General features: G+C 69.8%; 28 protein-coding genes and 1 pseudogene. 17 read left to right on the top strand and 12 right to left on the bottom strand.

Annotated elements, in window-relative coordinates; all coding sequences use genetic code 11:
• Positions 1 to 5: 5 nt before the first annotated feature.
• The 8 genes from GQS65_RS07200 to GQS65_RS07165 all read left to right on the top strand — a co-directional run bounded on the left by GQS65_RS07200 (position 6) and on the right by GQS65_RS07165 (position 4591).
• Positions 6 to 362 carry a twitching motility protein PilT gene (locus tag GQS65_RS07200; RefSeq protein ID WP_158204619.1) on the top strand — a complete coding sequence of 119 codons (357 nt, stop codon included), beginning with the start codon at positions 6 to 8 and terminating at the stop codon, positions 360 to 362.
• 2 nt (positions 363 to 364) lie between these two features.
• Complete coding sequence (locus GQS65_RS07195; protein ID WP_158203981.1) at positions 365 to 931, top strand: DNA-directed RNA polymerase; 567 nt, start codon at positions 365 to 367, stop codon at positions 929 to 931.
• A gap of 2 nt (positions 932 to 933) precedes the next feature.
• Positions 934 to 1131, top strand: coding sequence for a transcription elongation factor subunit Spt4 (gene spt4, locus GQS65_RS07190; protein WP_158203980.1), 198 nt, complete (start codon positions 934 to 936; stop codon positions 1129 to 1131).
• Between the two features lie 58 nt (positions 1132 to 1189).
• Entirely contained in the window at positions 1190 to 1717 is a 528-nt protein-coding gene (locus GQS65_RS07185; protein ID WP_158203979.1) for a GTP-dependent dephospho-CoA kinase family protein, read from the top strand.
• A gap of 73 nt (positions 1718 to 1790) precedes the next feature.
• A complete protein-coding gene (locus GQS65_RS07180) occupies positions 1791 to 2390 on the top strand; it encodes a hypothetical protein (protein ID WP_368279924.1) in 600 nt (199 codons plus the stop codon).
• A gap of 94 nt (positions 2391 to 2484) precedes the next feature.
• Positions 2485 to 2799 carry a 30S ribosomal protein S24e gene (locus tag GQS65_RS07175; RefSeq protein WP_158203978.1) on the top strand — a complete coding sequence of 105 codons (315 nt, stop codon included), beginning with the start codon at positions 2485 to 2487 and terminating at the stop codon, positions 2797 to 2799.
• Between the two features lies 1 nt (position 2800).
• A complete protein-coding gene (locus GQS65_RS07170; protein ID WP_158203977.1) occupies positions 2801 to 2947 on the top strand; it encodes a 30S ribosomal protein S27ae in 147 nt (48 codons plus the stop codon).
• A 6-nt stretch (positions 2948 to 2953) separates the two neighbouring features.
• On the top strand, positions 2954 to 4591 hold the full coding sequence (locus tag GQS65_RS07165) for a bifunctional N(6)-L-threonylcarbamoyladenine synthase/serine/threonine protein kinase (RefSeq protein WP_368279922.1): 1638 nt from the start codon (positions 2954 to 2956) through the stop codon (positions 4589 to 4591).
• Positions 4592 to 4651: 60 nt separating this feature from the next.
• Here GQS65_RS07165 and GQS65_RS07160 read toward each other — a convergent pair whose 3' ends face one another.
• The 3 genes from GQS65_RS07160 to GQS65_RS07150 all read right to left on the bottom strand — a co-directional run bounded on the left by GQS65_RS07160 (position 4652) and on the right by GQS65_RS07150 (position 8494).
• Positions 4652 to 6205, bottom strand: a complete 1554-nt coding sequence (locus GQS65_RS07160; RefSeq protein WP_158203976.1) for an HAD-IIA family hydrolase — start codon at positions 6203 to 6205, stop codon at positions 4652 to 4654.
• A 108-nt stretch (positions 6206 to 6313) separates the two neighbouring features.
• Positions 6314 to 7219, bottom strand: a complete 906-nt coding sequence (locus GQS65_RS07155) for a glycerophosphodiester phosphodiesterase (RefSeq protein WP_158203975.1) — start codon at positions 7217 to 7219, stop codon at positions 6314 to 6316.
• 96 nt (positions 7220 to 7315) lie between these two features.
• On the bottom strand, positions 7316 to 8494 hold the full coding sequence (locus GQS65_RS07150) for a CDP-glycerol glycerophosphotransferase family protein (RefSeq protein WP_158203974.1): 1179 nt from the start codon (positions 8492 to 8494) through the stop codon (positions 7316 to 7318).
• 98 nt (positions 8495 to 8592) lie between these two features.
• On the opposite strand from GQS65_RS07150, the gene GQS65_RS07145 reads away from it, so the two are divergent.
• Positions 8593 to 8856, top strand: a complete 264-nt coding sequence (locus GQS65_RS07145) for a DUF5808 domain-containing protein (RefSeq protein ID WP_158203973.1) — start codon at positions 8593 to 8595, stop codon at positions 8854 to 8856.
• A gap of 93 nt (positions 8857 to 8949) precedes the next feature.
• Complete coding sequence (locus GQS65_RS07140) at positions 8950 to 9606, top strand: non-canonical purine NTP pyrophosphatase (RefSeq protein WP_158203972.1); 657 nt, start codon at positions 8950 to 8952, stop codon at positions 9604 to 9606.
• 103 nt (positions 9607 to 9709) lie between these two features.
• On the opposite strand, the gene GQS65_RS07135 is transcribed toward GQS65_RS07140, so the two are convergent.
• From GQS65_RS07135 to GQS65_RS07115, 5 genes are all read right to left on the bottom strand, one after another.
• A complete protein-coding gene (locus GQS65_RS07135; RefSeq protein WP_158204617.1) occupies positions 9710 to 10219 on the bottom strand; it encodes a DUF7384 family protein in 510 nt (169 codons plus the stop codon).
• A complete protein-coding gene (locus tag GQS65_RS07130) occupies positions 10212 to 11498 on the bottom strand; it encodes a putative sulfate/molybdate transporter (RefSeq protein WP_158203971.1) in 1287 nt (428 codons plus the stop codon). Before GQS65_RS07130 ends, GQS65_RS07135 begins: the two co-directional genes overlap by 8 nt.
• A gap of 105 nt (positions 11499 to 11603) precedes the next feature.
• Positions 11604 to 12419 carry an ATP-binding cassette domain-containing protein gene (locus GQS65_RS07125; RefSeq protein WP_158203970.1) on the bottom strand — a complete coding sequence of 272 codons (816 nt, stop codon included), beginning with the start codon at positions 12417 to 12419 and terminating at the stop codon, positions 11604 to 11606.
• Complete coding sequence (locus GQS65_RS07120; RefSeq protein ID WP_368279920.1) at positions 12416 to 13171, bottom strand: ABC transporter permease; 756 nt, start codon at positions 13169 to 13171, stop codon at positions 12416 to 12418. Before GQS65_RS07120 ends, GQS65_RS07125 begins: the two co-directional genes overlap by 4 nt.
• Positions 13172 to 13194: 23 nt before the next feature.
• Positions 13195 to 14262 (bottom strand): substrate-binding domain-containing protein, encoded by a 1068-nt coding sequence (locus tag GQS65_RS07115; RefSeq protein WP_158203969.1) that lies wholly within the window; start codon positions 14260 to 14262, stop codon positions 13195 to 13197.
• Between the two features lie 79 nt (positions 14263 to 14341).
• Here GQS65_RS07115 and GQS65_RS07110 point away from each other — a divergent pair, with 79 nt between their 5' ends.
• Complete coding sequence (locus GQS65_RS07110; RefSeq protein ID WP_158203968.1) at positions 14342 to 15064, top strand: TOBE domain-containing protein; 723 nt, start codon at positions 14342 to 14344, stop codon at positions 15062 to 15064.
• Between the two features lie 33 nt (positions 15065 to 15097).
• On the opposite strand, the pseudogene GQS65_RS22225 reads toward GQS65_RS07110, so the two are convergent.
• Together GQS65_RS22225 and GQS65_RS07100 are read right to left on the bottom strand one after the other, a co-directional pair.
• Positions 15098 to 15965: pseudogene (locus GQS65_RS22225) on the bottom strand (dihydrodipicolinate synthase family protein).
• A 298-nt stretch (positions 15966 to 16263) separates the two neighbouring features.
• The gene (locus tag GQS65_RS07100) at positions 16264 to 16929 is read right to left on the bottom strand and encodes a potassium channel family protein (RefSeq protein WP_158203967.1); all 666 of its coding nucleotides are present in this window, start codon (positions 16927 to 16929) and stop codon (positions 16264 to 16266) included.
• 136 nt (positions 16930 to 17065) lie between these two features.
• Between GQS65_RS07100 and GQS65_RS07095 the strand changes: the two genes are divergently transcribed.
• Positions 17066 to 17458, top strand: coding sequence for a hypothetical protein (locus GQS65_RS07095; RefSeq protein WP_158203966.1), 393 nt, complete (start codon positions 17066 to 17068; stop codon positions 17456 to 17458).
• A 174-nt stretch (positions 17459 to 17632) separates the two neighbouring features.
• Positions 17633 to 17845 carry a hypothetical protein gene (locus GQS65_RS07090; RefSeq protein WP_158203965.1) on the top strand — a complete coding sequence of 71 codons (213 nt, stop codon included), beginning with the start codon at positions 17633 to 17635 and terminating at the stop codon, positions 17843 to 17845.
• A gap of 27 nt (positions 17846 to 17872) precedes the next feature.
• Here the strand turns inward: GQS65_RS07090 and GQS65_RS07085 are convergent, their stop codons facing one another.
• Positions 17873 to 18970: an aldo/keto reductase gene (locus GQS65_RS07085; protein ID WP_158203964.1), complete on the bottom strand. Its 1098-nt coding sequence runs from the start codon at positions 18968 to 18970 to the stop codon at positions 17873 to 17875.
• A 193-nt stretch (positions 18971 to 19163) separates the two neighbouring features.
• On the opposite strand from GQS65_RS07085, the gene GQS65_RS07080 reads away from it, so the two are divergent.
• The 4 genes from GQS65_RS07080 to GQS65_RS07065 all read left to right on the top strand — a co-directional run bounded on the left by GQS65_RS07080 (position 19164) and on the right by GQS65_RS07065 (position 23602).
• Entirely contained in the window at positions 19164 to 20105 is a 942-nt protein-coding gene (locus tag GQS65_RS07080; RefSeq protein WP_158203963.1) for an acyltransferase, read from the top strand.
• A 76-nt stretch (positions 20106 to 20181) separates the two neighbouring features.
• Positions 20182 to 21318, top strand: a complete 1137-nt coding sequence (locus GQS65_RS07075) for a PQQ-dependent sugar dehydrogenase (protein ID WP_158203962.1) — start codon at positions 20182 to 20184, stop codon at positions 21316 to 21318.
• Positions 21318 to 22055 (top strand): Nmad3 family putative nucleotide modification protein, encoded by a 738-nt coding sequence (locus GQS65_RS07070; RefSeq protein WP_158203961.1) that lies wholly within the window; start codon positions 21318 to 21320, stop codon positions 22053 to 22055. The genes GQS65_RS07075 and GQS65_RS07070 overlap by 1 nt, the downstream gene beginning before the upstream one ends.
• 137 nt (positions 22056 to 22192) lie before the next feature.
• Positions 22193 to 23602 (top strand): FAD-binding oxidoreductase, encoded by a 1410-nt coding sequence (locus tag GQS65_RS07065; RefSeq protein WP_158203960.1) that lies wholly within the window; start codon positions 22193 to 22195, stop codon positions 23600 to 23602.
• A gap of 79 nt (positions 23603 to 23681) precedes the next feature.
• Here GQS65_RS07065 and GQS65_RS07060 read toward each other — a convergent pair whose 3' ends face one another.
• Positions 23682 to 25436 carry an asparagine synthase C-terminal domain-containing protein gene (locus GQS65_RS07060; RefSeq protein ID WP_158203959.1) on the bottom strand — a complete coding sequence of 585 codons (1755 nt, stop codon included), beginning with the start codon at positions 25434 to 25436 and terminating at the stop codon, positions 23682 to 23684.
• Between the last annotated feature and the right edge of the window lie 90 nt (positions 25437 to 25526).

Raw genomic sequence — 25526 nt, 5'->3', positions numbered from 1 at the left:
TCGCCATGGACACCAGCGCGTTGATGATGCCGGTCGAGTGCGACGTTCGCGTCTTCGACGAACTCGACCGAATCCTCGGTGCCGGGGTGTACGACCTCGTGACGCCGCGTGCGGTGGTCCGTGAACTCGAAAAGCTCGCAGACGGCAACGGGACGGAGGCGACGGCCGCGTCGGTCGGCCGTGACCTCGCCGAGCGGTGTACCGTCGTCGAGACGGACGCCGACTACGCCGACGACGCGCTGGTCGAACTGGCCGAGCGCGGGACGGCGGACTACGTGGTCACGAGAGACGGGCCCCTGCGTGACCGTCTTCCCGGCAAGGCAATCGGTATAAGGGGCCACAACCAACTCGCAATCAACTGAACATGTACAAGAGGGTCACACTCCGCGACACGGTCGAGGTGCCGCCACGGTTCCTCGCAGACGTGTCCGACCAGCTCGTGAAGGAACTGCTCCAGGACAAACTCGAAGGCCGGATGGACGAACAGGTCGGCTCCGTCGTCTCGGTGGTCGACGTCGTCGACATCGGTGACGGCTCGGTCCTCCCCGGGAAGCCGGGCGTCTACTACCAGGCCGAGTTCGACGCCATCACGTTCGACCCGGACATGCAGGAGGTCATCGACGGCGAGGTCGTCGAAGTGGTCAACTTCGGGGCGTTCGTCGGTATCGGTCCCGTCGACGGTTTGCTCCACGTCTCGCAGATCTCCGACGAGTACCTCGCGTTCGACGAGGAGGGCCAGCAGTTGGCCTCCCGCGAGTCCAACCAGACGCTCGGTGTCGGCGACGCCGTCCGCGCCCGCATCGTCACCAAGTCCATCGACGAGCGCAACCCGCGCGACTCGAAGATCGGTCTGACGGCGAAACAGCCCGGACTGGGCAAACACGGCTGGCTCCAGAAGAAACGCGAGCAGGAAGCCACGGCGGGTGAGTGACGATGGCGACCCGACTCGTCTGTCGTGAGTGCCACCGCGTCCAGGACGCCGGCGAGGAGCAGTCCTGTGTCGTCTGTGGCTCCACGTCGCTGACCGAGGACTGGGCGGGCTACGTCGTCATCGCCCACCCCGAGCAATCGGAGATCGCCCAGGAGATGGAGGTCACCGAACCCGGTGCGTACGCGCTGAAGGTCCGGTGATGACGACACACGCCGCCGCCCGCGCCGAGCGACGGCCGAGCGACGAGGTGGCGTGACGATGCTCGAACTCTCCGAGGAACTCCGCGCCGAGTTGAAGGACCCGGTGGGGCCGCTCTACACCGACCCCGCGGCACTGCTGGCCGACGCCGGCCGACCGCTCGTCGCGGTGGGCGACGTCGTCACGACCCACCTGCTCCGGGAGACGACGCCCGACGTCGCACTCGTCGACGGCCTGACGAAGCGAACGGAACTCCCTGACGACGAGCGCGTCGACACCGACGCGTTCGACAGCGTCGTCCACGTCGAGAACCCCGCGGCGACCCTCTCGCGGGACCTGTTGGTCGCGCTCGCGGACGCGCTGGCGTCCGACGAGTCCACGGTTCTCCTCGTCGAGGGCGAGGAGGACCTGGCGGCCGTGCCGGCCATCGCCGTCGCGCCCGACGGCGCGAGCGTCGTCTACGGCCAACCCGACGAGGGGATGGTCCACGTTCGCGTCGACGACGAGACGCGCGCGGCGATGCGCGAGTTCCTCGCGCGGATGGAGGGCGACGGTGACGGCGCGAACGAGGCACTCGGCATCGAGTGACCCCCGAGCGACGAAACAGTTAAGACGCCGCGCTGCGAATTATTACACGTAGAAAAGAGACGAAACGAAATCGGTGAGTTCTTCTATCAGTTCTCGCTACCTCCAGCGACGGCGTTCCTCACAGTCGGTGCGGGTCACCACCTCCCCGCTCGACGGGGGAGCGACCGTCGTTCTCATGGACGAACTCACCGACCCCGAGTCCCTCCGAGACCGTGACGACGTCGAGTACGTCGAGAACCCGCCGGAGGTCCACCAGCACCATCACGACGCCTACGACGACATCGCGGGATACGTCGTCGTCGGCGTCACCGACCCCGAGGGACGACTCCTCGTGCTCGAACACGACGACGCACCGTACCCTCACCTCTGTTTCACCGAAGTGGACCACGACGAGGAGTACGTCGAAGCGGCCCGGGGTATCGTCACGACGGCGACGGGCGTCGACGCGACCGGCGACGACGTGCTTCGCGTCCGTCGCTCCACGTACCGTGCCGAAGACGGCAGGGAGACGAGCGGGTACGACGTGGTGTTCACCGCGTCGCCGGTCGAGACCACCGAAATCGACCCCGAGGCGGGCCACGACTGGACCGCGTCGTGGCGCGACCCGACTACCATCGACCTACCCGCGGGCGAGGACAACGACGTGGTGAACGACGTCCGACTGTTCCTGTAGGACCGGGCGGTGGGTCGCGGAGCACCCGCCGCGGCCGGCTTTCCGACTCGAAATCCTTTTAGCCGCGACGAGAGCATTGTCGTACAACGTAACCATGGAAATCAACGTCATCTCGGAGGAGGGCAACCCGATGTTGCACCGCTCCGACGTGCGGTTCGAGGTCGTCCACGACGAGGCGACCCCCTCGCGTCTCTCGGTGCGTGACTCGCTCGCCGCGAAACTGAACAAGGACGCCGACGAGGTCGTCATCCACGAACTCGACACGAAGTTCGGCATGCGCAAGACCGTCGGCTACGCGAAGGTCTACGAGACGGCCGACGCCGCCCGCGACGTCGAACAGGAGTACATGCTCGAACGCAACAAGATCGGCATGGACGAGGAAGCCGATCCCGAGGCGGAGGAGGCCTGAGATGGCGCGCAACGAGTACTACTCCGACGACGGCACGACCGAGAAGGAGATGTGTCCGCGCTGTGGCGACACCTTCCTCGCCGAGCACTCCGACCGCGTCCACTGCGGGAAGTGTGGCTACACCGAGTGGCACACGGACGACGAGTAAGGTAGCGTGCGCGTCCTCGGTATCGAAGGCACGGCGTGGGCGGCGAGCGCCGCCGTACACGACACCGAGGCCGGCGACACACGGATTTTCACCGACGCCTACCTGCCCGAGAGCGGCGGCATTCACCCACGCGAGGCCGCCGAGCACATGCGCGGGGCGATTCCCACGCAGGTCGCCACAGCGCTCGACTACGCCCGCGAGACGACCCCCGAGAACCGGCCGAGCGACGACCCGCCGGTCGACGCCGTCGCGTTCTCGCGTGGTCCGGGTCTCGGCCCCTGTCTCAGAATCGTCGCCACCGCCGCACGGACCGTCGCTCAGCGCCTCGACGTGCCACTGGTCGGCGTCAACCACATGCTCGCGCACCTCGAAATCGGGCGGGCCTCGGCCGGGTTCGACTCGCCGGTCTGTCTGAACGCCAGCGGCGCGAACGCCCACCTGCTGGGCTACCACGGCGGGCGCTACCGGATGCTCGGGGAGACGATGGACACCGGCGTCGGCAACGCCATCGACAAGTTCACGCGCCACCTCGACTGGTCTCACCCCGGCGGGCCGAAGGTCGAGGCTGCTGCCGAAGACGGCGCGTACGTCGACCTGCCGTACGTCGTCACGGGGATGGAGTTCTCGTTTTCGGGTATCATGTCCGCGGCGAAACAGGCCGTCGACGACGGTGTCCCCGTCGAGGACGTCTGTTTCTCGTTGCAGGAACACGTCTTCGGGATGCTCACGGAAGTCGCCGAGCGCGCGCTGTCGCTGACCGGCAGCGACGAACTCGTCCTCGGTGGTGGCGTCGGGCAGAACGCCCGTCTCCGGGAGATGCTCGCCGAGATGTGCGACCAGCGCGGCGCGTCGTTCCACGCGCCCGAACCGCGCTTCCTGCGGGACAACGCCGGGATGATAGCGGTGCTCGGCGCACGGATGGCGGCCGCGGGTGACACCGTCGCCGTCGAGGAGAGCGCGGTACGCCCCAACTGGCGACCGAACGACGTGCCCGTGACGTGGCGCGACGGTGAGGACGTCTCGCGGGCCGCCACCCCGCGCGAGGGGCCGACTCAGCGCGGCGCGGAGGCGACCGTCTCGCTCGGCGAGCGGGTCGTGAAACGCCGCGAGGCGAAGTCCTACCGGCATCCCGACCTCGACGCGCGACTCCGTCGGGAGCGGACCCGTGCGGAGGCCCGACTGCTCCACGACGCGCGGAAACTCGGCGTCTCGACGCCCGTGGTCCACGACGTCGACCAGCGCGAGGCGACCATCACGATGGAGCGCGTCGGCGCGAGCGACCTCGCCGGACGACTCGACCCCGACCTCGTGGCGACCGTCGGTCGGCATCTCGCCACGCTCCACGGTGCCGGCGTCGTCCACGGCGACCCGACGACGCGGAACGTCCGGGTCCCCGACGCGACCGGCCGCGCTCTCGGCGGAGGTAGCGAGCGGACGTGGCTGGTCGACTTCGGACTCGGCTATCACTCCGACGACGTGGAGGACTACGCGATGGACTGTCACGTCTTCGAGGGGTCGGTCGTCGGGACGGCCGACGACCCCGCCCCCCTCGTCGACGCCTTCGAGGCGGCGTACCGCGAGACGGGCGACCCGTCGGTCGTCGAGCAGTTGCGCGACATCGAAGGGCGCGGCCGGTACCAGTGAGGACAGGCGAGCGCTCGGTGACCGGTTCACCACGTGGCGGTGTTTCGGAGCGGGCCGAACTCAGTCGGTGTAGCCGAGGGACTCGCCACCCTCGCCGCTGGTCGACGCGTCCGCACCGAAGCACTGCTGGAGGTCACCGACCGTCTCGACGACCAGCGAGGGCTGGACCTCGCTGGTGGCGACGTCGGTGCGGGTCGCATCGCCGGTGAGGACACAGACCGAGTGACAGCCGAGTCGGTCGGCCAGTCGAATCTCCGTCTCCAGTCGGTCACCGACGACGAGCACGTCCTCGAGGGCGTAGCCACCGTCGCTCAGGACGGGGTCGACCATCGTGGGGTCGGGCTTGCCGAAGACGCGGGTCGGCGGTTCGTCGGCGGCCGTCTCGACGAGCGCGCCGATGGCACCGCAGTCCGGGATGAACCCCTCGGCGGTCGGACAGACCGTGTCGCCGTGGGCCAGCAGGAACTCCGCGCCGTCGCGGACGGCGAGCGTCGCTCGCCGGACCTTCTCGTAGGTGAGGTCGGTGTCGAAGCCGACGACGACGTAGTCGGGGTCGGTCGAATCGACGCCGATGCCGTGGTCGGCGAGCGCCCCGCGCATCGCGTCGGTACCGACGACGTACGTCTCGGTGGCGTCCCGCCGTTCGAGGTAGGCGATGACGCCGTCGGTCGAGAGGACGACGTCCTCGGGGCGGGCGTCGATACCGAGCGTGGTGAGCTTCTCCGCGTAGTCGTCTTTCCACGCCGAGGAGTTGTTCGAGAGGAACCGGACGTCGATTCCGCGCCGTCGCAGCGTCTCGACGACCGTCGCCGCCCCCTCGACCAGTGTGTCGTCGAGGTAGATGGTGCCGTCGAGGTCGAAGAACACGACCTCGTAATCGTCGAGGGCGACGTCGCCGAAGGTGCGGTCCGCGACCTGCAGGTCGTCACCGTCGTCGACCTCGACCCAGTCCGCACCACCGATAGAGGCCGGTTCGACGGGGAACTCCCCGAGCAGGTCGTCGATGGCCACCTCCGTCCACGCGTCGTACGCGCCGTCGAGGACGCGGTCGGCTCTGGCGAACAGCCGCGCCGAGAAGGCCTCGGAGAAGCGATAGAGGTCGATGGACGTGGCGTGCGCGTCCGACCGCGCGACGTCCTTGGCGATGTGGTCGACGTGGCCCGACTCGTCGGTGGTGACCTTCATCGCCTCCTCGTCGTAGGTGGTCTCGTCGCACGCGATGGCGCTCTCGCCGTCGCTCGCCAGCAGTCGCTCGACGACGACGGGGTCGAAGACGACGTCCCCGTTGCTCAACAGGAACGGTTCGCCCGCGAGTCGGTCGGCGAGCAGCGCCAGCGAGTAGAGGTTGTTCGTGTTGGCGTAGCGGTCGTTCTCGACGACGGAGACCGTGAGGTCCTCGCGCTCCTCGGCGACGGACACACAGCACGCTCGCGTCCGGTCGGGGAGGTAGCCCGCGACGACGGTCACCTCCTCGATACCCGCGTCGGCGTACGCGTGTAGCTGATGGGCGAGAATCGGCCGCCCCGCGACCGGGATACACCCCTTGGGAAGACTCAACGTGATCGGTCGTAGCCGCGACCCGATGCCCGCGGCGAGGATGACGGCGTGGTTCATGTGGTCTCGACTCCGACCGAAAGAACCTGCCGGCGTCCTTAGTCGTATGGCCTGCTAAACACGTTCGTATGACACGACGGAAAGACTCTCTGTCGTGCGATTAGCTCTTCAGTTATCAGCTTCGTGACTGTCGGGTCGTGGTCGGACGTCGGTGGCGACAGCGGGGTCGTCGACCATGATGCCGTCGACGCCGGCGGCGTGGAGTTCGCTCGCCTGTTCTGTGGTCTCGACGGTCCAGACGTTGACCGCCCGCCCGTCGTCGTGAGCGCGTCCCACGAGGTCGACCGGTTCGAACGGGCCGGAGACGTACGGTTCGTTGAACAGCGAGGTGCCGTAGATCATGTTCCACGGTGCGTGGACGGCCTCGCAGTCGTAGCGGTCGGCGACGGCGAACCCGTCGGCGATGGAGTCGTGGAACACGTTCGCCAGCGGGACCGTCGGGTCGCGCTCCCGGACCGCGGCGAGCGCACCCTCGAAGAACGACGAGCACAGGAGGTCGTGCCCGTGGTCGTCCGCGACGGCGAGGACGCGGTCGACGGCCGGTCGCCAGCGGCCGCGTTCGCGGTCGGCCTCCTCGGCCGCGAGCGGTCCCGTCGGGCCGGGGTCGACGCCCGGATGTTTCAGTTCGACGTTGACCCGAACGTCCGAGGGGACGGCCGCGAACGCCTCGTCGAGCAGCGGAATCGGTTCGCCACTGCCGAGGACCTCCAGGTCCCGGAGCGTCGCCAGCGGCGTCTCCCAGACCGACTGCCCCGCCAGGGTGGCCGGCGGGTCGGTCAGGCGGTCGAGGGTCGCGTCGTGGAACACGACGGGGTGGCCCTCGGCCGACGGCATCACGTCGAGTTCCACCGTCGTCGGCCGGGTGGCCCCGCCGGCGGCCGTCGCACGTTCGAGTGCGCCGACCGTGTTCTCGGGGTACCGGTCGGCGAACCCGCGGTGTGCGATGACGTCGACTCCTCCGGTCGCGGCCCCGGTGACTGACTGCGTGACTGCGGTCCGACGACCCTCTTGCATGCGGCCTCCCCTTACTTGCTTGGAATATTAAACTTCACGTTGTCCTGTACGTACGACTACGTTTTCCAGTGACGGGTTCGTGTGAGGTACGGAGTGTTACCGAACTCCGGTACGGGCCGCGTCGACCGCCTCGAACACCGTCGCGGCCGGGTCGTCGCCGGTGTCGGTCAGGAACGCCTCGCGGAGCGCACGCCGGTGTACCGCGGCCGGGTCGTCGCCGTCGAGCGCCCGTGCCAGCGCGTCCACGAGTGCGTCGTCGTCGGTCACGAGCGGACCGGGGACGAACGACTCGTAGTCGACGTAGAACCCGCGCTCCTCGCGGTAGGCGTCGAGGTCCGGCGCGTAGAACACCATCGGTCGGTCGAGCAGCAGGTAGTCGACGCACACCGACGAGTAGTCGGTCACCAGCACGTCGACGTGCGGGAGCATCGTCGAGAGGTCGTCGACACCGTCGAGCGCCGTCACGTGTTCGAGGTCGGCCGGGAGCGTCACCGACTCGAAGGGGTGGGGCTTGACGACCAGTCGTGCGCCGCGGGCCGCCAGCAGTCGGTCGAGCGCCGCGAAGTCGACCCGGTCGGCGAGGTCGGCCCCACGTTCCCGGAACGTCGGGAGGTACCAGACCAGCGGTCCACGCTCGGCGAGGGCGGCGACTCGTTCGGCAGTCGCGTCCGCTCGGGGCGGGTCACCGACCAGCGGTTCGTAGCGAGGGTACGGGAGGACGTGGACGCACGTTCGGGGGACGCCGAGTCCCGTCGCCGTCGAGTGGACGGCCAGCGGCGACGGGGAGACCACGACGTCGAGGGCGTCGGCGAGTCGCCGATGGAGACGACGGACGACCCACGGTTCCTCGCCGAGTTCGGCGTCGAACCCGACGGTCTTCAGCGGGACGCCGTGCCAGCAGTTCACGACGAACGCCCCGCCGGTCAGCGGCAGCGAGACGTCGCGCAGGCTGTGGGTGACGACGACCGTCCCCGCACGCACCGCCAGCCAGCGGCCGCGCAGCGACCGACTGTGGTACGCTTCGTAGCCCGATGCCCGTACCGTCTCGACGGTCTCCGGGTCCGCCGAGAGCCATACCGCCCGGACGCCGGGGCGGTCGGCCGCCTCCTCGAAGAGATAGCGGGCGTTGTCGACGAACCCCGACCCGAATCGCGCGCCGAACACCCAGTACGACCCCTCGCGGCCGACCACGCTGGTCAGCCGAGCGGTCGCCAGGTGTGCGAGCGTTCCGAGCAGGAGGCGGAGTGCGTTTCGCCAGCGGTCGCGTCGGGTCACCACGCCCACACGACACGGACCGGGCGGTTAAATCGGTCGTCGGCCGCGACGTGAGCGACGTGGCAAACGGTTTAACGTCGCCCGCCGTAGCGCTCGCCATGGCAGATAGGTCACAGACCGGTGAGATATTCGGCGTCCCGTACAACTTCGAGCGACCCAGTGTCGGACGGATGTTCTCCTCGTACTGGCAGCCCGACGACGGGATGCTCGTCGAGAAGCCGTTCGGCATCGGCTACACGCTCAACCTCGCCAACTGGCGCTCGTGGGTCGTCCTCGCCGTCGCCGGCGTCCTCCTCTACACCGAGCGCCGCGGCGACGACGAGATGCCCGAGGACGACCCCGTCGAAGTCATCGTCGACTGAACCACTCGCCCGGCCAGCCTCGCCCGCCCCCGACACGCCCTCCGGCGCAGGCAGTATCGACGCCGCTTTTCACGCCGCGCTCCGAGCACGGGTATGATCAGCTACGTGACGACCAACGACGGGAAGGTCCGGGAAGCCCGCGAGTATCTGGCCGACGTCCGGGCGGTCGACTTCGACTACACCGAGATTCAGGCCGCCGAACTCGGCCCGATCGCGGCCCACGGCGCACGCGAGGCGTTCGCCCACGTCGGCGGACCGGTGCTCGTCGACGACGCCGGTCTGTTCGTCGACGGCTTCGACGGCTTCCCCGGCCCGTACTCCGCCTACGTCGAGCACACGCTCGGTGTCGACCGGGTCGGCGACATCGCCCGACGGCGGGCCGAGGAGACCGGCGAGACACCGCGTGCGCAGTTCCGCTGTGTCCTCGCGTACTGCGACGGCGAGGGGTTCGCCGCGACGCCCGACGCCGTCGACTACGGCGACCGACGCGGGCACGACCTGTCGGCCGAGGACCGTGGGACCGCGAGCACCACGGACTCCATCGACGCGGGCGACGTCCCGGTCAAACTGTTCGCCGGCGTCGTCCGCGGGCGCATCGTCGAACCGCGCGGCGAGGGCGGGTTCGGCTACGACCCCGTCTTCGAACACGACGGGTCGACGCTCGCGGAGATGAGCGCCGCCGAGAAGAACGCTATCTCGCATCGCGGCCGCGCGCTGGCGACGTTCGCGGAGTTCTACGCCGAGCGCTGACCGCGGGGTGAACCGGACGCCGCCACCACGGCCGCCACGGCGTCCTGCCCCCGCGACCGTCCGGTGAGTCACCCTCCCCGTCGACTGACGGTCGGACGGCCGACTACTCGCGCGGGTCGCGGTCCGGTCCCGGATACGGCCCGTCGAACAGTCCCGGATAGACCGACTCGGGGTCGAACAGCGCGGCGAACGCGGCCGGAGCCTTGACGCTCGTCTCGACGAGGCCGCGGATGGTCGCGCCGGCCTTCGCGCTCTGCAGGCCGTCGTCCAGCGTCAGGAGGTGTGCGGCGTCGCCGTGGAGCGCCGAGGCGACCGCGGGGTGGTCGCCCGCCGGGTGGTCGACCGGGACGCGCAGGGCCGTGACGCGCGCTCGCCAGTCCGCGGCGAGCGTCGCGTCCGCGAGGGCGGCGACGACCGCTTCGGCGTCGTCGAGCAGGTGGTCGCTCGCCACGAGGTCGACCCACGAGTGACTCCGGACGAGGTCCAGTGCGTCACGGGACGCCCCGCCGACCAGCAGGTCCGCCGCCAGCACGTCCGCGTCGGCGACGACGCGGGTGGCGTGGACGCTCTCGGGTGTCCCGTCGCTCCCGCTCTCGTCGTCGCCCTCACTCATCGCCGTTCCGTCGCTCGCGGAGTCGTTCACGAACCGACTCCTCGCTCACGTCGACCGTCGCCGCTCGCTCGAACAGTGCTGTCCACGTCTCCATACGGACGCTCCGGTCGCGTGTGGAAAAGCCGCTCCGGTCGCGTGTGGAACGGCCACTCCGGTCGTCACGGGTCAGTCGTCGCTCGGGGTGGTCGTAACCTCGGCCCGTCCCCCCCCGGACACGCGTCCACAGCAGGTAGACGACGACACCGAGGACGAAGCCGACGCCGACCGAGACCAGTGCGCCGACGACGCCCACCGCGACGGCGAGCCACGACCGTTCGGCCAGCGCGACCCGGCCCAGTTGGAGGGCGACGACGCCGACGAGCACGCCGAGCAACGGCATCGGGAAGCCCGTCCAGAGACCGGCGACGAGCGCGGCCAGCACGTAGAGTACGCCGAGGAGGACGTTCGCCCACTGCGTCCGAGCGCCGAAGGCGTACTTCCCCGCGAGGCCGCCCGACCCGTGACACATCGGGAGCCCACCGAACGGAATCGCGGCGAGCGTCATCGTCCCCATGCTCGTCGCCAGGTCGTCGCTGGCCACCTCTCGGTCGAACAGGTCCGAACAGAGCAGCGAGGTGGCGACGGCGGCGTTCCCGACGGTCATCGCCAACTGGCCGGCCGTCCCCGAGAGCGCGTCTACCGAGAGGCTGGGGACGACGGCCGCGCCGAGCGTCGGGAGGGCCGGAGCGGGCACCCCACCGTTGAGCACCGCGAGGACGACGCCGACACCGAGGACGGCCAGTGCCGCCGCCCGTGGCGCGACGAGTGCGACGACGCCGGCGACCAACAGGCCGAGCACGGCCAGCGACAGGTCACCGACCGCCAGCGAGAGGCCCGATTCGAGCAGGACGAGTGCGACGGCCAACTGCACGCCACGGACCACGGGCCGGCCGACGTAGCGTTCGACCCGCGAGAGCGTGCCCGTCCGCCCGGCGACGAGCAGGACGCCCCCCGCCAGCAGGCCCGCCGCGAGGAACTCGCCGTAGCTCAGCGCCCCCGCGATGGCCAACCCGGTCAGCGCCTTCATCGGTTCGACGGAGAGGGGAAGTCCGTAGCGGACGCCCCAGACCACCTGGAAGACGCCGAAGCCGAGCAGGAGCGTCCCGAGATTCGCCGGGGTGAGCGCCGCGAGGGCGACGACCAGCGGCAACACCGTCACGGAGTCGCCGAGCGCGCCCGTCACGTCGCCAGCGGGGAACGGCAGGCGGTTGCGGAGGGTCGTGACGGACGACGTCGCCATACTTCGCGGAAGGGGCGCTCGCGGTTGTATCTTGTCGGAAATCGGAACCGTTCACGGGAGCCCGCCGACGAAACCAGCCGTGGTTACGACAGGTCTCTCGGTCGGTCAGTAGACGAGTTCGCCGGCGACGAACTTCGCGGCGCGCTCGTCGGCGGGGTCCTCGAACACGCGCTCTCTCGGGCCGTGTTCGATACACTCCCCGCCGAGCAGGACGGCGACGCTGTCGGCGACCCGCCGGGCCTGCTGCATGTCGTGGGTCGCCAGCACGACGGCGATGCCACGGTCGCTGGCCCGTTCGACGGCCGCCTCGATGAGCGCCGTGTTCCGCGGGTCGAGGTTCGAGGTGGGTTCGTCGAGCAGGAGGACGTCGGGGTCGGTGGCCAGCGCCCGGGCGAACGCGACGCGCTGGGCCTCGCCCGCGGAGAGCGACCGGGCGTGGCGGTCACGCGCCCACAGCATGCCGACGGCGTCGAGGGCGTCGACCACCGACGACGGGGTCGGCCGCTCGCCGAGGACGCGCTCCGCGGAGAGACCGGGCGTACGGCCGAGTTCCCGACGGACGACGTCCCGTCCCCACCGGTGCAGTCGGTCGGGCCACGACCGGCGGACCGTCAGGCCGTAGGCGGCGTTGTACTCGACGCTCGCCGAGAACAGCGACCGGTCCTGGAACACCATCCCGACGCGCCGTCTGAGCCGTCGCCGGTCCTCTCGACTCTCCTCCCAGGGGTCCTGCTCGTCGATGCGGACCCGTCCCGAGACGGGCGGGTCGAACAGCGCGAGCGTCCGCAGCAGCGTCGTCTTCCCGGTCCCCGAGGGGCCGATGAGCGCCAGCACCTCGCCGTGGTCGGCCGCGAGCGTCACGTCCTCGACGACGGTCTCGGAGTAGCCGTAGGTGAGGCTCTCGGCGGCGATACCGGTCATCGGGTGTTCCCCCGGTCGCGGACGAGCGACCCCAGCGCGTTCACGGCCAGTGCGAGCACGAGCAGGACGACGCCGAGCGCGATGCCGAGTTCGTAGTTGCCCTGCCGGGACTCGACGGTGATGGCCGTCGTCAGCGTCCGGGTGAACGAGACGCGCGCCCCGCCGCCGGTAGCGATGGCGATGTTGCCGCCGACGATGAGCACCGACCCCACCTCGCTCACCGCCCGCCCGAACCCGGCGAGGACGGCCGTGACGACGCCGTAGCGTGCCTCGCGGACGACGGCCACCGAGACGTCGACTCCGGTCCCGCCGGCGGCGAACGCGGCGTCACGGATGGAGTCGTCGACGCCCTCGATGGCCGACAGCGTGACGCTCGTGACGACGGGCGTCGCCAGGATGACCTGCGAGATGATCATCGCCGTCGGCGTGAACAGCAGTTCGACCCCGCCGAAGTCGAACGCGACGGTGGTCCCCGGAATCCCGAGGGTGAACCCGCCGCCGATGGGTCCCTGGTTCGACAGCAACAGGAGGACGGCGAGGCCGACGACGACGCTGGGAAAGCCCATCCCCGTGTTGACGACGGCGACGGCCGCCCGCTTGCCGGGGAACTCCCTGAACCCGAGGACACCGGCGAGGACGATACTGATGAGTGTCGCTACACCGACGGCCGTGAGGCTCACCCGCAGCGTCACGAGGACGATGCTGATGAGGTACTGCGTGCCGAACTCCTCGAAGATACCGGCCTGGAACACGACTCGTCAGTTCGTGGGGGCCGTCAGAAGTCCTCCGGAACGGCCGTGTCGACCCAGTGGTGGAACCGGGCGGCCGCCATCGACTCGGTGGAGCCGTCCCAGTCCTGTGGGACGTACTGGCCGAACTGTGGCTCCTCCGAGAGCGCGTTCGGGAAGAACAGCTGTGAGCCGTTGGCGGTGTACTCCTCGATGGCGCTCTGCCCCTGCGGACTGGTGAGGAAGCCGACGTACGCCATCGCGGCCTGGTAGTTGACGTTGTCGTGGACCGCGGGGTTGACCGGGATGACGCCGTAGGGGTTCCGGAGGATGGCTGGGCCGTCCTTGAGCGGCCCCTGGACGTGGATGACGAGGTCGATGTTATCCTGCTGGGAGAGGTACGTGCCGCGGTCGGCGAGCGTGTACGCGCCCGACTGGCTGGCCTGGTTGAGCGTGTCGCCCATCCCCTGGCCGCTCTCGCGGTACCACGACCCGCTCGGTTCGACGCCCGCCTCCTCCCAGACGATGAGTTCCTTCTTGTTCGTCCCGGAGTCGTCGCCCCGCGAGAGGAACGTCGCCTCCTGCTCGGCGATGGTGGCGAACGCCTCCGTCGCGCTGCTCATCCCGTCGATACCCGCAGGGTCGTCTTCCGGCCCGACGACGACGAAGTCGTTGAACATCACGTCACGACGGTTGACGCCCGCGCCGTCGCTGATGAACTGCCCCTCGGCGTTGCGAGCGTGGACGAGGATGCAGTCGGCGTCGCCCGCCCGGCCCGTCTCGATGGCCGCGCCCGTCCCCTGGGAGATGACCCGCACGGTGATGCCGTACATGTCCTGGAACACCGGGTTCAGAGCGTCGAGCAGTCCCGTGTCGTACGTACTCGTCGTCGTCGCCAGCACGAGTTCGCCGTCACCGACCGCCCCACCACCGCTCTGCGTGTCGCTACTCCCGCCACCGCTCTCGTTTCCCGACCCGTCGCCGGTGCCGTTCTCGCCCTCGTCGCCACCGTCCCCGCCGAGACAGCCGGCGAGGACCAGTGCGCTCCCCGCGCCGGCAGCCTGTAGCAGTCGTCGTCGTGTCGCCCCCCAGTCGCGGGGTTGCTCGTCGCTCATGATACGAACCGTTCTCTCACCACGGGTATAACGATTGCGCCGTCAGCGGGTTTTTGCCCCCTCGCCCGCGACGTGGTGCATGGACGCAGGGTTCGACGCACGGTTGCGTGAGGGCGGGGCGACGTTCGACGAGCGTGACGCGACCCTGCTGCGGACGGTCGACGCCGAGGGGTCGCTCAACGCCGCGGCGACCGCACTCGGCCGGTCGTACGCCCGCGCACACGAACGGCTCACGGACCTCGAAACCGCGTTCGGTCCGCTGGTCGAGCGCCAGCGAGGCGGGGCCGGCGGCGGCGGGAGTCGACTCACGCCGAACGGCCACCGACTGCTCGCCCGCTTCGACCGCCTCCGAACGACGCTCTCGGGGACGACGACGGTCGAAGAGACCGTCCTGTCGGGTCGTATCGTCGACCGTGACGGCGAACTCGCCACCGTCGAGACACCCGCCGGAACGCTCCGTGCACTCGCCCCCGAGGCCGAGGCCGTGCAGGTCGCCGTCCGGGCGGACGCCGTCACGCTCCACGCGCCCGACGACGCCCCACCGTCTCGGGGAACGAGCGCGCGAAACCGCTTCTCGGGTACCGTCGTCCGGGTCGACCGCGGCGCGTCGGTCGCACTCGTCACCGTCGAACTGGACGGGGAGCGTCGAGACGACGACGCGAACGCGGACGAGGACGACCCGACGCTGGCCGCGCTGGTCACCGTCGACAGCGTCGAGCGTCTCGGACTCGCCTCCGGAACGCCCGTCGTCGCCACGCTCAAAGCGACGGCGACGCGAGCGACCCCCGCGCCGGACCTGTGAGTTCGCGCCGTCCGTCCCTCCTGGCGGGGACGCTCAGACCAGCGTCAGCGCGTCGTCGACCAGTTCGGTGAGCTCCTCGCGGACCGCGACCGACACGTCGTCGAACGGGGCCCGCGGGTGGCCCGCGGGCGCGCCACGGTCCCGCATCGCGGCCTTCAGCCCCGGCACGCCGTAGGTGTCGGTGACGGCGACGTTCAGTTCGACCAGTTCCGCTCCCAACTCGCGGGCGTTCTCGCCGTACTCGCGGTGGGTATCGTACACCTCGCTCGCCGCCTCGGGGACGACGTTCGCCAGCGCGAGGATGCCGCCGTCGCCCCCCCGCGTCGAGCGCCGGCGCGTAGACGCTCCCGCTCCCGACGAGCAGGTCGAACTCCGCCGGCGTTCGCCGACGAAGTCGCTGGAACGTCCCGACGTCGCCGCTCGAATCCTTCATCCCGGCGACGTTCGGGTGTTCGGCGAGCGTCTCGACCGTCTCGGGAGCGAGCGCCACGTCCGTGAACTTCGGCACGCTGTAGAGGTAGACGGGAATCGGACTCTCGTCCGCGACGGCCTCGTAGTACCGCTGGAGGGCGGCCTGGTCGTGGTCGTAGAAGAACGGTGTGACGACGAGTGCGGCGTCCGCGCCGGCGGCGGCGGCCCGCTCCGTCTGGTCGGCCGTCGCGGCCCGTCCGGGGTGTCCCGTCCCGGCGAGGACGGGGACGCTGGCTGCCGCACAGACCAGTTCCGTCACCCGAGCGCGTTCGTCCGGGCTCATGAGCGGTGCCTCGCTCGTCGACCCACAGGGGACGAGGAAGTCGACACCGCGTGCCTCCAGCCACTCCACGACGTCGCCCACCGCCGTCTCGTCGACCGTGCCGTCCTCCTCGAAGGGGGTCACCAGCGGAACGCCTGTCCCGTGCATACGCTCGCCTCGGGGGCCGGTCGCTTCAATCTCCCCCCGACCCCTCGACGGGTGACGCGACGCCGCGAGCGTGAGTCACGTGAGCCGAACAGACTGCGGCATACGCGCGTCTGACGCGGATTTAAGTCCCAACCGATACATCCCCGAACCGGGCGCGCGCTGCGGTCTCGTCCCCATCCTCCCCACCGCGCGCCCGGCGTTTCGAGGGCACACAGGCGTCCGTCGGCGTGTCTCGGGCACACGCCGGCACTCCCCCACTTCCACCTTCGACACCGGTCCCCGAGCGACGTGGCCGTCCTCAGAGGGCCGCTTCGCCGCTCAACTGCGCTCGCACCGAGGCGACCAGGTCGGGTTCCGCGATGAACGCGATCTCGTCGCCGACGCCGATTTCGGTCTGGGGCAGCGGGATGGTCATCGGTTCGTTCGCGCTCCCGTGGGCGTAGATGAGCACCCCGTCGGGCACCTCGACCTCGACGACGCGCTGGCCCACCACGTCGGCGTCCGCCCCGACGACGACGCTCGCCGCCGAGAGGCTCTCGGTGAGGTCTCCGAGCACGTCGAAGTCACCGCCGAGCAGTGCGGTCTTCGCTCCGGCCGCGCCGAGTCGTTCGGGGTAGATGACCTCGTCGACCTCCGCGGCGTACTTCTCGTAGATGTCGGCGTGGTAGTCGTCGTCGATGCGCATCACGGTCCGGCAGTCGTAGGCGTCGCCGATGACACACGCGCTGAGGTTGGTGTTCAGGTCGCCGGTGAGGCCGCCGAGCGCGTCGGCCGTCTCCAGTCCCGCCTCCCGGAGCGTCTCCTCGTCGTCTCCCTCGCCGAAGAACGCGTCGAACCCCGCTGACTCGGCGCGCTCGACCTTCTCGGGGTCGTTGTCGACGATGGTGACGTCGTGGCCCTCCGAGCCGAGGATGTCCGCGGTCCGAATCCCGACACGGCCGTAGCCAGCGATGACGAACTTCATGCGTCTCTCTCCCACGGCGGTCGTAAAAAGGATAGCCCCGAGAACGGGGTCGGGTTCGCGTGCCGTCTCGGAGTCGCTCCGCTCACACGCCGGACCGACCCGACGGTTTATCTCCGACTCGGTCGTGTGTGGTCCCATGTCAGGGGCGACGACGGTGCGAGAGGTTCTCCTCGACAGCTCCGACCAGCGGGCCTGCCGGACGGTCTGGGAGGCGGTCCAGCAGGACACGCTCGACACGGCGGCGAGCGTGGACCTCGTGGAGACGCTCCGAGTCTGTAGCGGTGATCTCTGTCTCGTCGGCCACGACGGCCTCGCGGACGTCTACGTCCGCCACGACCCGAACCGCGGGTTCGAACGACTCACCATCTGGCCGCCGTGGAACGTCACCGACTACGACGGCGGTGGCTCCCGAAGCGAGTTCGTGTCGTTACTCGACTCCCTCACGGCCCCCGAACTGCTGACGGTCGCCGACTCGCCGTTCGCTCACGGCGGCGTTCTGTCGAGTCTGCCGGGGTTAGGGTGGCCGTGAGATTCGAGACAGAGAACCTATCGGTTCTCGGTCGAGAAACTCTCTCTGCAAGTAGGACCCGACCGGAGCGTCCTCCCGGCGGACCTCACCGGACTCCTCCTCGTCCTGCTGACGCTCGCCGTCGTCGTCTACGTCGTCCACCGAACGAGTCGGCCAGTTCAGCGATGGCTGTCGGTGGCTGACGACCGGTACGGTGTGCCTGGCCGCCTCGCCGTCGTCCTCGTGGTCACACAGGTCACGTGGTTCGCCGTCGGGACGGGCATGCTCGTCGTAGTCTTCCTCCCGAGCGGGTGGATAGTGCTGGATAGCTACAGAGTCGCTCTTCTGCCTGCGATGCTCGTCGCCTACGGCGTGGTGTTCCCGAGAAGTCGACTCCTCCGGCGATAGGGGCCGACAGTCGAACGCGACCCGTCCTCAGCGACCGGCCCACTGCATGCCGGTGCCCTCCAGGTCCGTCCCTTCGACCGACGAGCGCAGCGAGTCCATCCCGTCGTCGCGGTCGACACCGAAGTTCTGCTCGTACAGTTCCTCGACGCGTTCGGCCTCGCCGGGCGTCAGCGGCGGCGTCTCGCTGGCGGCCGCCCACTCCTCGATGTCCTCGCGGGTGCGGAACGTCGGCGTCACCGACGCCACCTCGTCGTGGCTCAGGAGCCACTGGATGGCCGCCTGTGCCATCGTGCGCTCGCCGTCGTTCTCGGCCCCCGTCCGGGAGTCGGTCGACCCGTGCTCGGTGCGACGTTCGAGGAATCGGAGGTTCTCCAGTTTCTCCCACCCCGTCTCGTACCAGGCGTCGGGGCGGAACCCGCGGTGGTCCCCCTCTTCGAGTTCGGTGTCGGGCCGGACCTGCTCGTTGAGCAGGCCCGACGAGTGCGGGACGCGAGCGACGAGGCTCGTGTCGGCGTCGCTCTCGCGGATGGTCTCGATGAAGTGCTGTCCGGGCACCTGCTCGAAGAGGTTGAAGACGGTCTGGACGGCGTCGAAGTCGTGTTCGACCGCGGCGTCACCTTCGGCGAGCCAGCCGATGGAGGGACCGAGCGCCCAGCCGACGGCGTCGACCCTGCCCTCCTCGCGCAGTTCGTCGAGCAGTTCGAGTACCTCCTCGTCAACCTCGCCGACGTTCGCGTTGTGCAACTGGAGGACGTCGACGTAGTCGGTGTCGAGTCGGTCCAGCGACTTCTCGAACGCCTCGCGGAGGTAGTCGGCGTCCATCTCCTTCGGGAGTTCGCCGTGGCCGGCCTGCGGGTTGTTGTAGAAGTCGTAGCCGACCTTCGTGGCGATGGTCACCTCGTCGCGGACGTCCGCCAGCGCCTCGCCGACGAGTTCCTCGGAGCGACCGTGGCCGTAGACGTCGCCCGTGTCGAAGTAGGTGATGCCCTGGTCGAGTGCAAACCGGAGCATCTCCTTCGCGTCGTCCTCGGAACGGTCACCCCACCAGTCGGTGCCGACGACCCACGCGCCGAACCCGACCTCACTGACCTCGACGCCCGAGTCGCCGAGTGTGCGGTAGTGCATGGACGAGCCTAGCGGACTGAAGGACTTATGGGGTGCGGTTGCGGTCCGTCCTCGGTGTCGCCGGGGGTCGTCGGTCACGTGTCACAGGCCCGGCCGTGACGCGGCCGACGGGGCTACCGGCGGCAGTCTCGAGCGGTGTTGTGTGATTCGTGCAACAGAAACCCCTATGCCCGCACCGTCCCAACTCGGTCCCATGACGAAACGGCACGTCTCACTGCCGCCGGACGCCGAAGCGGGGTTGCAGGCGTTCCTGAGCGAAGTGGACGAGCGACTGTCGGGTCCCGAGGACACGTGTGACGTAGTTCGTGACGTGCTCGTCGACCTCTACGGTGACCGCGAGGCCTGGGAGCGCTGGCAGGCGGGCGAGGACGTCTCGCCCGCCGAGCGCGTCCGCCTCCAGGGCTACGACCCCTGCAACGCCACCGTCGAGGCCGAGTACTACGCCGAGAAGGACGAACAGCGGTTCAAGCGCTCGAAACACCTCCAGTGGCTCTGGCGACAGTTCGACGCGACGCCGATGGCCGACAACGTCGACTTCGCGCTGAAGTTCCGCCAGATGCTCGCCGACCACCTGTTCGAGGAGGCCGGCGAGAACCTCCGCCTGTTCAAGGGTATCACCTTCTCGTACGGTCACAACATCACCGTCGGCGACAACACGGTCGTCCACGACGACGTCCACCTCGACGACCGGGGTCGCCTCGACGTCGGGTCGCGCGTCTCGCTGTCGGACGGCGTCCACCTCTACAGCCACGACCACGACATCGTCGACCAGACCGAGGTGAGCAACTTCCACACCGTCGTCGAGGACGACGCGCGGGTCACCTACGACGCGATGGTCCGCGCCGGCTGTCGGGTCGGCGAGAACAGCGTCGTCGGCGCACGGGCCGTGGTGCAGGGCGACGTTCCGGCCCACCACGTCGCCGTCGGGATGCCCGCCCGGTCCATCTCCGTCAAGCCCGGCTTCGAGGACGTCGCGGACCCGGTGCCCGAGGACGGGAAACTCATCAACCACCAGGGCGACCGAGAGATACCGTACGACCTGCCCGACGACCTCGACGTCTTCGACGAGTTCGGCCGTGGCGTCGGTGCTCCCGTCGACCCGCACAGTCCCGCGACCGACCGACGTCCACGGTAGTCGGACGTCCCGTCGGTCGTTTCTCGCTCGACACACACGACGAACGACCTTTTGCCCGTTCGGCCCAACGAACGGTATGGACAGGCGAACCTTCCTCCGGGTCGTCGGTACGGGCGCTCTCGGAACCGTCACCGGTGTCGCTGGCTGTCTCCAGTCAGACCCGCCGACCGCCGAGGGCGGCACCGCGACCACCACGGCCGACGACGGTCAGCGGGTCGTCGCCGAGACGGTCGCCAGCGACCTCGAAGTGCCGTGGGGGGTCGCGTGGCCCGGCGACGACCCCGCCGACCTGTTTCTCACCGAACGGCCGGGGCGCGTCGTCCACCTCGCCGACGGCGAGACGACGGTGGTCGCCGAACCCGAGGGCACCGGTACGCGCGGCGAGGGCGGTCTGATGGGCCTCGCTTTCCACCCCGACGACGCGTCGGTCGCGTTCACCGTCCAGACGTACGAGGACGGCGGGACGAAGAACCGCGTGCTCCGCCACGCCGTCGACGACGACTGGGCGAGCGAGCCGATGTTCGAGGACATCCCCGGCGCACGATACCACGACGGCGGTCGACTGCTCGTCCACGACGACACGCTGTACGTCACCGCGGGCGACGCCACCGACGCGGACCTCGCACAGGACCCCGAGACGCTCAACGGGTCGGTTCTCGGACTCACCTTCGACGGCGAACCGCATCCGGAGAACCCCGACGTGGGCCACCCCGCCGTGTTCACCTACGGCCACCGGAACCCGCAGGGACTGGCGGTCGGTGCGGACGGCGAGTCGCTCTACCAGACCGAACACGGCCCGGACACCGACGACGAGGTCAACCGACTCCGCGCCGGCGAGAACTACGGCTGGCCGGTCGTCCGCGGGGTCGAGTCCGGTGAGGACGACCGGTTCGTCCCCGCGCTGTCGAGCTACACCCCCACCATCGCCCCCGGCGGACTCGCCCGGTACCCCGACGACGGTGGCGTCACCGCGTGGCAGGGTGACTTCTTCTTCGGGACGCTCTCGGGGACGCACCTCCACCGGGTTCGACTGGACGGGAGCGACGACGTCACCCTCGACGAACGACTGTTCGACGGCGAGTTCGGTCGCCTCCGGACGACCATCGTCGGTCCGGACGGCCACCTCTACGCGACGACGAGCAACCGCGACGGGCGGGGCAGTCCGGGCGACGGCGACGACCGACTGCTCCGGTTTCGCCCCGAGGGGGAGTGATGAGCGACGAGTCACCTGCCGACCGCGACCGACGGGCGGTCGCCATCAACGTCGCCGCGAACACCAATCAACCGGGCTTTCGCGGCCCCGTCTTCCCCGACGGCACGTTCGAGTACGTCCCGATACCCGAGACGAAACCGACCCGAGAGGCGGTTCCGACCTACGCCGACCTCGACGTCGAGACGGACGTGAGCAGTGTCGCCGACACGCCGATGCACTTCGACCCGGAGTTCCCCGAAGCCGGCGGCGAGCGCTACACCTACGGCGACGAACACGGCGTGAAGGCCCGGCCGCTCTCGGAACTCCGACGGGGTGACTGGCTGTTCTTCTACGCGACACTGAGCCAGCAGGGCGACCCGGCGTGGTGGCAGTCGCCGCGCTGGGGGGCGTACCTCGTCGGCGCGATGTGTCTCGCCCGCGACGCGGTGACGGGCGAGGAGTATCGCGGGATGGCGGAGACGGAACGCGCCCCCTTCCGGACGAACGCGCACGTCCGCCGCGAGCAGTTCGACGCGGACGTCCTGATTCTCGGCGACGAGGAGCGCTCACGGCTGTTCGACCGCGCAGTACCGCTCTCCGGGCAGGACGCCGGAACCGACGCGAACCGTCTCGTCACGGACCTGTCGAGCGATTCGGGGAAGGGGCCGTGGTGGCGACGGCCGATGCGATTCGACGCGAGCGAGACCGACGAACTCCGGCGAATCGTCGGCGAGCGCGACCTCGACTCGTGTTTCTGAGCGTGGAGAACGCCCCACGCCGTCGCGTGGCTCGACGCACGTCCCCGAGGATATAATCTGTCACAGCAGGGCTAAGACGGTTTCCAGCCAACGTCTCCCGTCCAGTCTACTGGCCGCCCGTCTGGGCAGTGATACCGATGGAATACGCAACCCGAACTCCCAGTGAGTCGCTCGTCTCCGAACTCCGTGCCGCCGTCGACGGCGACGTCGTCACGCCGTCCGACGCGGCGTACGAGGAGGCGTGCTCGCTCTGGAACGGGGCGGTCGAGAAGCGCCCCGCGCTCGTCGTCCGCGCCGTCAGCACCGACGACGTCTCGACGGCCGTCACGTTCGCCCGCGAACAGGGCCTCCCGCTCGGCGTTCGTGGCGGCGGTCACCACGTCACCGGGAGCGCCCTCGTCGACGACGGCCTCGTCGTCGACCTGAGCGGGATGACGGGGGTGAGCATCGACCCCGACGCGCGGGTCGCCCGCGTCGGTCCGGGCGCTCGCGTGAGCGACGTCCTCGACCCCGCTCAGGAGTACGGTCTCGCGCCTATCGTCGGCTCTGCGGCCCAGAACGGCATCGCGGGGTCGACGCTCGGCGGCGGCATCGGCTGGCTTCGCCGTGCCCACGGCCTCGGCGTCGACCACCTCCGGGCGGTCGAACTCGTCACCGTCGAGGGGACCGTCCTCCGCGCCAGTCCCGAGGAGAACCCCGACCTGTTCTGGGGAGTTCGCGGCGGTGGCCCCAACTTCGGCGTCGTGACGGCCTTCGAGTTCGACCTCGTGGAGGTCGGTCCCGAGGTGATGATCGCACAGGTCGTCTACCCGGCCGACGCCGCAGACGACGTCCTCCGACGGTTCCGCGAGTGGAGCGAGGACGCTCCACGCGAGGCGACGACGCTCGTCGTCGTCATGCACGTGCCGCCGCTCGCCATGGTCCCGCCGGAGGCACACGGCGCGCCGGTCGTCATGGTCTTCAGCGTCTACGCCGGAGCGGTCGAGGACGGCGAACGCGCGCTCGCGCCGCTCCGCGAACTCGGCGAGCCACTGATGGACATGAGCGGACCGATGCCGCTCGCAGCGGTCCACGAGGTCGCTCGTGACCTGTTCCCGGACGGCCGCCGGTACGCCTGGCACTCGCTGTACGCGGACGACCTCTCCGAGGACGTCGTCGACGTCGTGACCGACGCGTTCGCCGACGCACCGTCTCTGGAGTCGGAACTGGGTATCTGGCACCTCGGCGGCGCGATACGTGACGTCGACGAGGACGGGACCGCCTTCGGCTACCGCGACGCCGAGTTCATGATCACCGTCGACGCGGCGTGGGACGACCCCGAGGCCGACACCGAGAACCGTGCGTGGGCCGAACGTCACTGGGAGGCGCTCGGACCGCACTGCGTCGACGGGTCCTACCCCGGTTTCCCCGGCCCCGTCGACGCCGAGGAGCGTGGCCGGATGGCCTACGGCGAGAACTACGACCGCCTCGCCGCCCTGAAGGCGACGTACGACCCCGAGAACCTGCTCCGGAGCAACGTCAACGTCGAACCGGCCGGCGACCGCTGAGCGCCGGCCGCGACCACCCCCGGTCGTTCTCCGGTCACCGTCGGGTCCGCTCCGGCGTCGAGTGCCGCCGAAGCCGGCGTCAGTCGTCGGATTCGGCGAGTTCCGTCGGCGGGTCGCTCGTGGACCGACCCGCCACGCCGCGGTTCGTCGCTGGCCGCGTCCGGTCGAGTCCGTCGACGGAGAGCACCTCGCCCGGCCAGCCGTCCTCGTGGGCCGGGGCGAACGACACCCGCCCGACGGCTTCGAGCGCTCGGAAGGCGTGGTGGCTCCGGCCGGCGGTGTACAGGCGGTCGAACTGCTCCGGCGAGAGCATCCCGAGGTGGCCCAACTGCCCGCTCGCTCGCGTGTCGGTCCGGGTCCGGTAGCGCCGGTAGACCGGGCGGAGGACGCCCGCGAGCGGCGACCGGGCGAGCGCACTCCTGACACGGGTGACCGTCGCGGTGACGCGACTGTCGGTCACCTGGTTTCGCTCGGCGGCGTCACGGCCGACGTCCGCGACGTCCGCGTACAGCGTCTCGACGTACTCCGTGTAGTGGCGCTTGTCGAGGCGGTCGTCCACCGGAAGCGCGCCCCACGCGGCGGCCACCATCGGGTCCCACAGCGGGAACCACCAGTCGAGACCGCAGTCCTCGTAGATACGGCCGTCGCTACAGAGGAACTTCGCCTGTCGTTCCTGCCACTCCCAGGCGCTGTAGACGCTCGTGGGGTCCTCGGGTTCACAGACGCCGTCGACGACGCCGCGGACTCGCGTCCGGAACGCTCGTTCCAACTCGTCGTCGTGTGCCCACTGGACGTAGTGCTGGTCGAGGACGGCGTCGACGGCGTCGGCGACGGTGGCGTCAGCGACGAGGAGCGACCGGGGGAGGTGGCCGGCGATTCCGGCGACGGTCTGTCCGGGGACGACGACCGAATCGGCCGGTAGCCACCCCTCGTCACGGAGTCGACGGACCGCCGGCCACGCGCTCAGGTTCGGGATGGCGTCGAAGTCGTCGGCCCGTTCGTAGTAGGCCGCCCGGTCCGCGGAGTTGAACCACTCGAACCAGTCGTCGGCAGTGTACTCGACGTGTCGCCACGGCAGGTCGAGGGCGTCGGCGACGTCTTCGGCGACGCGCACGTCGGCGCTCCCCGCCTGTCCGTAGGTGAACGTCCGGACGTCCTCGGCTCCGAGTCGGACGAGCATCGCGGCGACGAGGCGGGAGTCGTAGCCGCCGCTCAACGGGACGGCGATGGGCCGCCCGTCAGCGACGGCGAGGCAGCGCTCGAACGCCGTCACCATCGCGTCGTCCAGCGTTGCGAGTCGTTCGCCGGTGGTCGCCTCCGGCGCGTCGGGGGCCGCACCCGGCGAGTAGGTCCAGTGGTGCTCGGTCCGCACGCGGCCGGTGGCCTCCACCGGCGTGGTCGTGTCGAGTTCGAGCAGTTCCCCCGCTCGGAGCGTCCTGATGCCCCGATAGAGCGTCTCGTCGCCGGTCACGTAGGTGGCGGTCAGGTACTCCGCCTCCGCGACGCCGTCCACGGCGGGAGTGCCGAGTCGCTCGCGGAGCAGTCGCGCGCTGTCGGAGACGAGACCGAGGTCGGGTGCGTAGAACAGCGGGACGCTCCGGACGTGGTCGGTCGCGGCGTAGACCGTCCCGTCGACGACCCGGACGACGGCGTAGAACCCGTCGAGTCGCTCGACGGTCCGCCGGAACGCTGTGGCGGTGTCGACGGCCGCGACCCGGCCGGCGAGCGCCGCCGCGTCGACGGGGTCGCCGTCGACGAACGCCGTGCCACGGACGGCGGTGTCGTCCTGCTCGACCCACCGTTCCGGTCGGGCGAGGGAGACGAATTCGTTCATGAGACTGTCTCGACGACCAGGTAGTTCAGTACTCGTCTACTACCGACGGTTATCCACCGGATACGAGCGACCGGTACCGGCTAAGGCGAC

The sequence above is a fragment of the Halomarina oriensis genome, assembly GCF_009791395.1.
GTDB classification, from domain to species: domain Archaea; phylum Halobacteriota; class Halobacteria; order Halobacteriales; family Haloarculaceae; genus Halomarina; species Halomarina oriensis.
This window is presented reverse-complemented; position numbering and strand designations above follow the sequence as displayed.

What these genes read in the sequence shown, in the direction of transcription:
- GQS65_RS07060 (WP_158203959.1), bottom strand. Translation starts at nt 25,436, where the DNA reads ATGAACGAATTCGTCTCCCTCGCCCGACCGGAACGGTGGGTCGAGCAG.
- GQS65_RS07185 (WP_158203979.1), top strand. Translation starts at nt 1,190, where the DNA reads ATGCTCGAACTCTCCGAGGAACTCCGCGCCGAGTTGAAGGACCCGGTG.
- GQS65_RS07100 (WP_158203967.1), bottom strand. Translation starts at nt 16,929, where the DNA reads ATGAAGTTCGTCATCGCTGGCTACGGCCGTGTCGGGATTCGGACCGCG.
- GQS65_RS07135 (WP_158204617.1), bottom strand. Translation starts at nt 10,219, where the DNA reads ATGAGTGAGGGCGACGACGAGAGCGGGAGCGACGGGACACCCGAGAGC.
- GQS65_RS07080 (WP_158203963.1), top strand. Translation starts at nt 19,164, where the DNA reads ATGACGAAACGGCACGTCTCACTGCCGCCGGACGCCGAAGCGGGGTTG.
- GQS65_RS07155 (WP_158203975.1), bottom strand. Translation starts at nt 7,219, where the DNA reads ATGCAAGAGGGTCGTCGGACCGCAGTCACGCAGTCAGTCACCGGGGCC.
- GQS65_RS07065 (WP_158203960.1), top strand. Translation starts at nt 22,193, where the DNA reads ATGGAATACGCAACCCGAACTCCCAGTGAGTCGCTCGTCTCCGAACTC.
- GQS65_RS07110 (WP_158203968.1), top strand. Translation starts at nt 14,342, where the DNA reads ATGGACGCAGGGTTCGACGCACGGTTGCGTGAGGGCGGGGCGACGTTC.
- GQS65_RS07075 (WP_158203962.1), top strand. Translation starts at nt 20,182, where the DNA reads ATGGACAGGCGAACCTTCCTCCGGGTCGTCGGTACGGGCGCTCTCGGA.
- GQS65_RS07115 (WP_158203969.1), bottom strand. Translation starts at nt 14,262, where the DNA reads ATGAGCGACGAGCAACCCCGCGACTGGGGGGCGACACGACGACGACTG.
- GQS65_RS07130 (WP_158203971.1), bottom strand. Translation starts at nt 11,498, where the DNA reads ATGGCGACGTCGTCCGTCACGACCCTCCGCAACCGCCTGCCGTTCCCC.
- GQS65_RS07170 (WP_158203977.1), top strand. Translation starts at nt 2,801, where the DNA reads ATGGCGCGCAACGAGTACTACTCCGACGACGGCACGACCGAGAAGGAG.
- GQS65_RS07200 (WP_158204619.1), top strand. Translation starts at nt 6, where the DNA reads ATGGACACCAGCGCGTTGATGATGCCGGTCGAGTGCGACGTTCGCGTC.
- GQS65_RS07160 (WP_158203976.1), bottom strand. Translation starts at nt 6,205, where the DNA reads ATGAACCACGCCGTCATCCTCGCCGCGGGCATCGGGTCGCGGCTACGA.
- GQS65_RS07125 (WP_158203970.1), bottom strand. Translation starts at nt 12,419, where the DNA reads ATGACCGGTATCGCCGCCGAGAGCCTCACCTACGGCTACTCCGAGACC.
- GQS65_RS07070 (WP_158203961.1), top strand. Translation starts at nt 21,318, where the DNA reads ATGAGCGACGAGTCACCTGCCGACCGCGACCGACGGGCGGTCGCCATC.
- GQS65_RS07175 (WP_158203978.1), top strand. Translation starts at nt 2,485, where the DNA reads ATGGAAATCAACGTCATCTCGGAGGAGGGCAACCCGATGTTGCACCGC.
- spt4 (WP_158203980.1), top strand. Translation starts at nt 934, where the DNA reads ATGGCGACCCGACTCGTCTGTCGTGAGTGCCACCGCGTCCAGGACGCC.
- GQS65_RS07195 (WP_158203981.1), top strand. Translation starts at nt 365, where the DNA reads ATGTACAAGAGGGTCACACTCCGCGACACGGTCGAGGTGCCGCCACGG.
- GQS65_RS07140 (WP_158203972.1), top strand. Translation starts at nt 8,950, where the DNA reads ATGATCAGCTACGTGACGACCAACGACGGGAAGGTCCGGGAAGCCCGC.
- GQS65_RS07145 (WP_158203973.1), top strand. Translation starts at nt 8,593, where the DNA reads ATGGCAGATAGGTCACAGACCGGTGAGATATTCGGCGTCCCGTACAAC.
- GQS65_RS07095 (WP_158203966.1), top strand. Translation starts at nt 17,066, where the DNA reads ATGTCAGGGGCGACGACGGTGCGAGAGGTTCTCCTCGACAGCTCCGAC.
- GQS65_RS07085 (WP_158203964.1), bottom strand. Translation starts at nt 18,970, where the DNA reads ATGCACTACCGCACACTCGGCGACTCGGGCGTCGAGGTCAGTGAGGTC.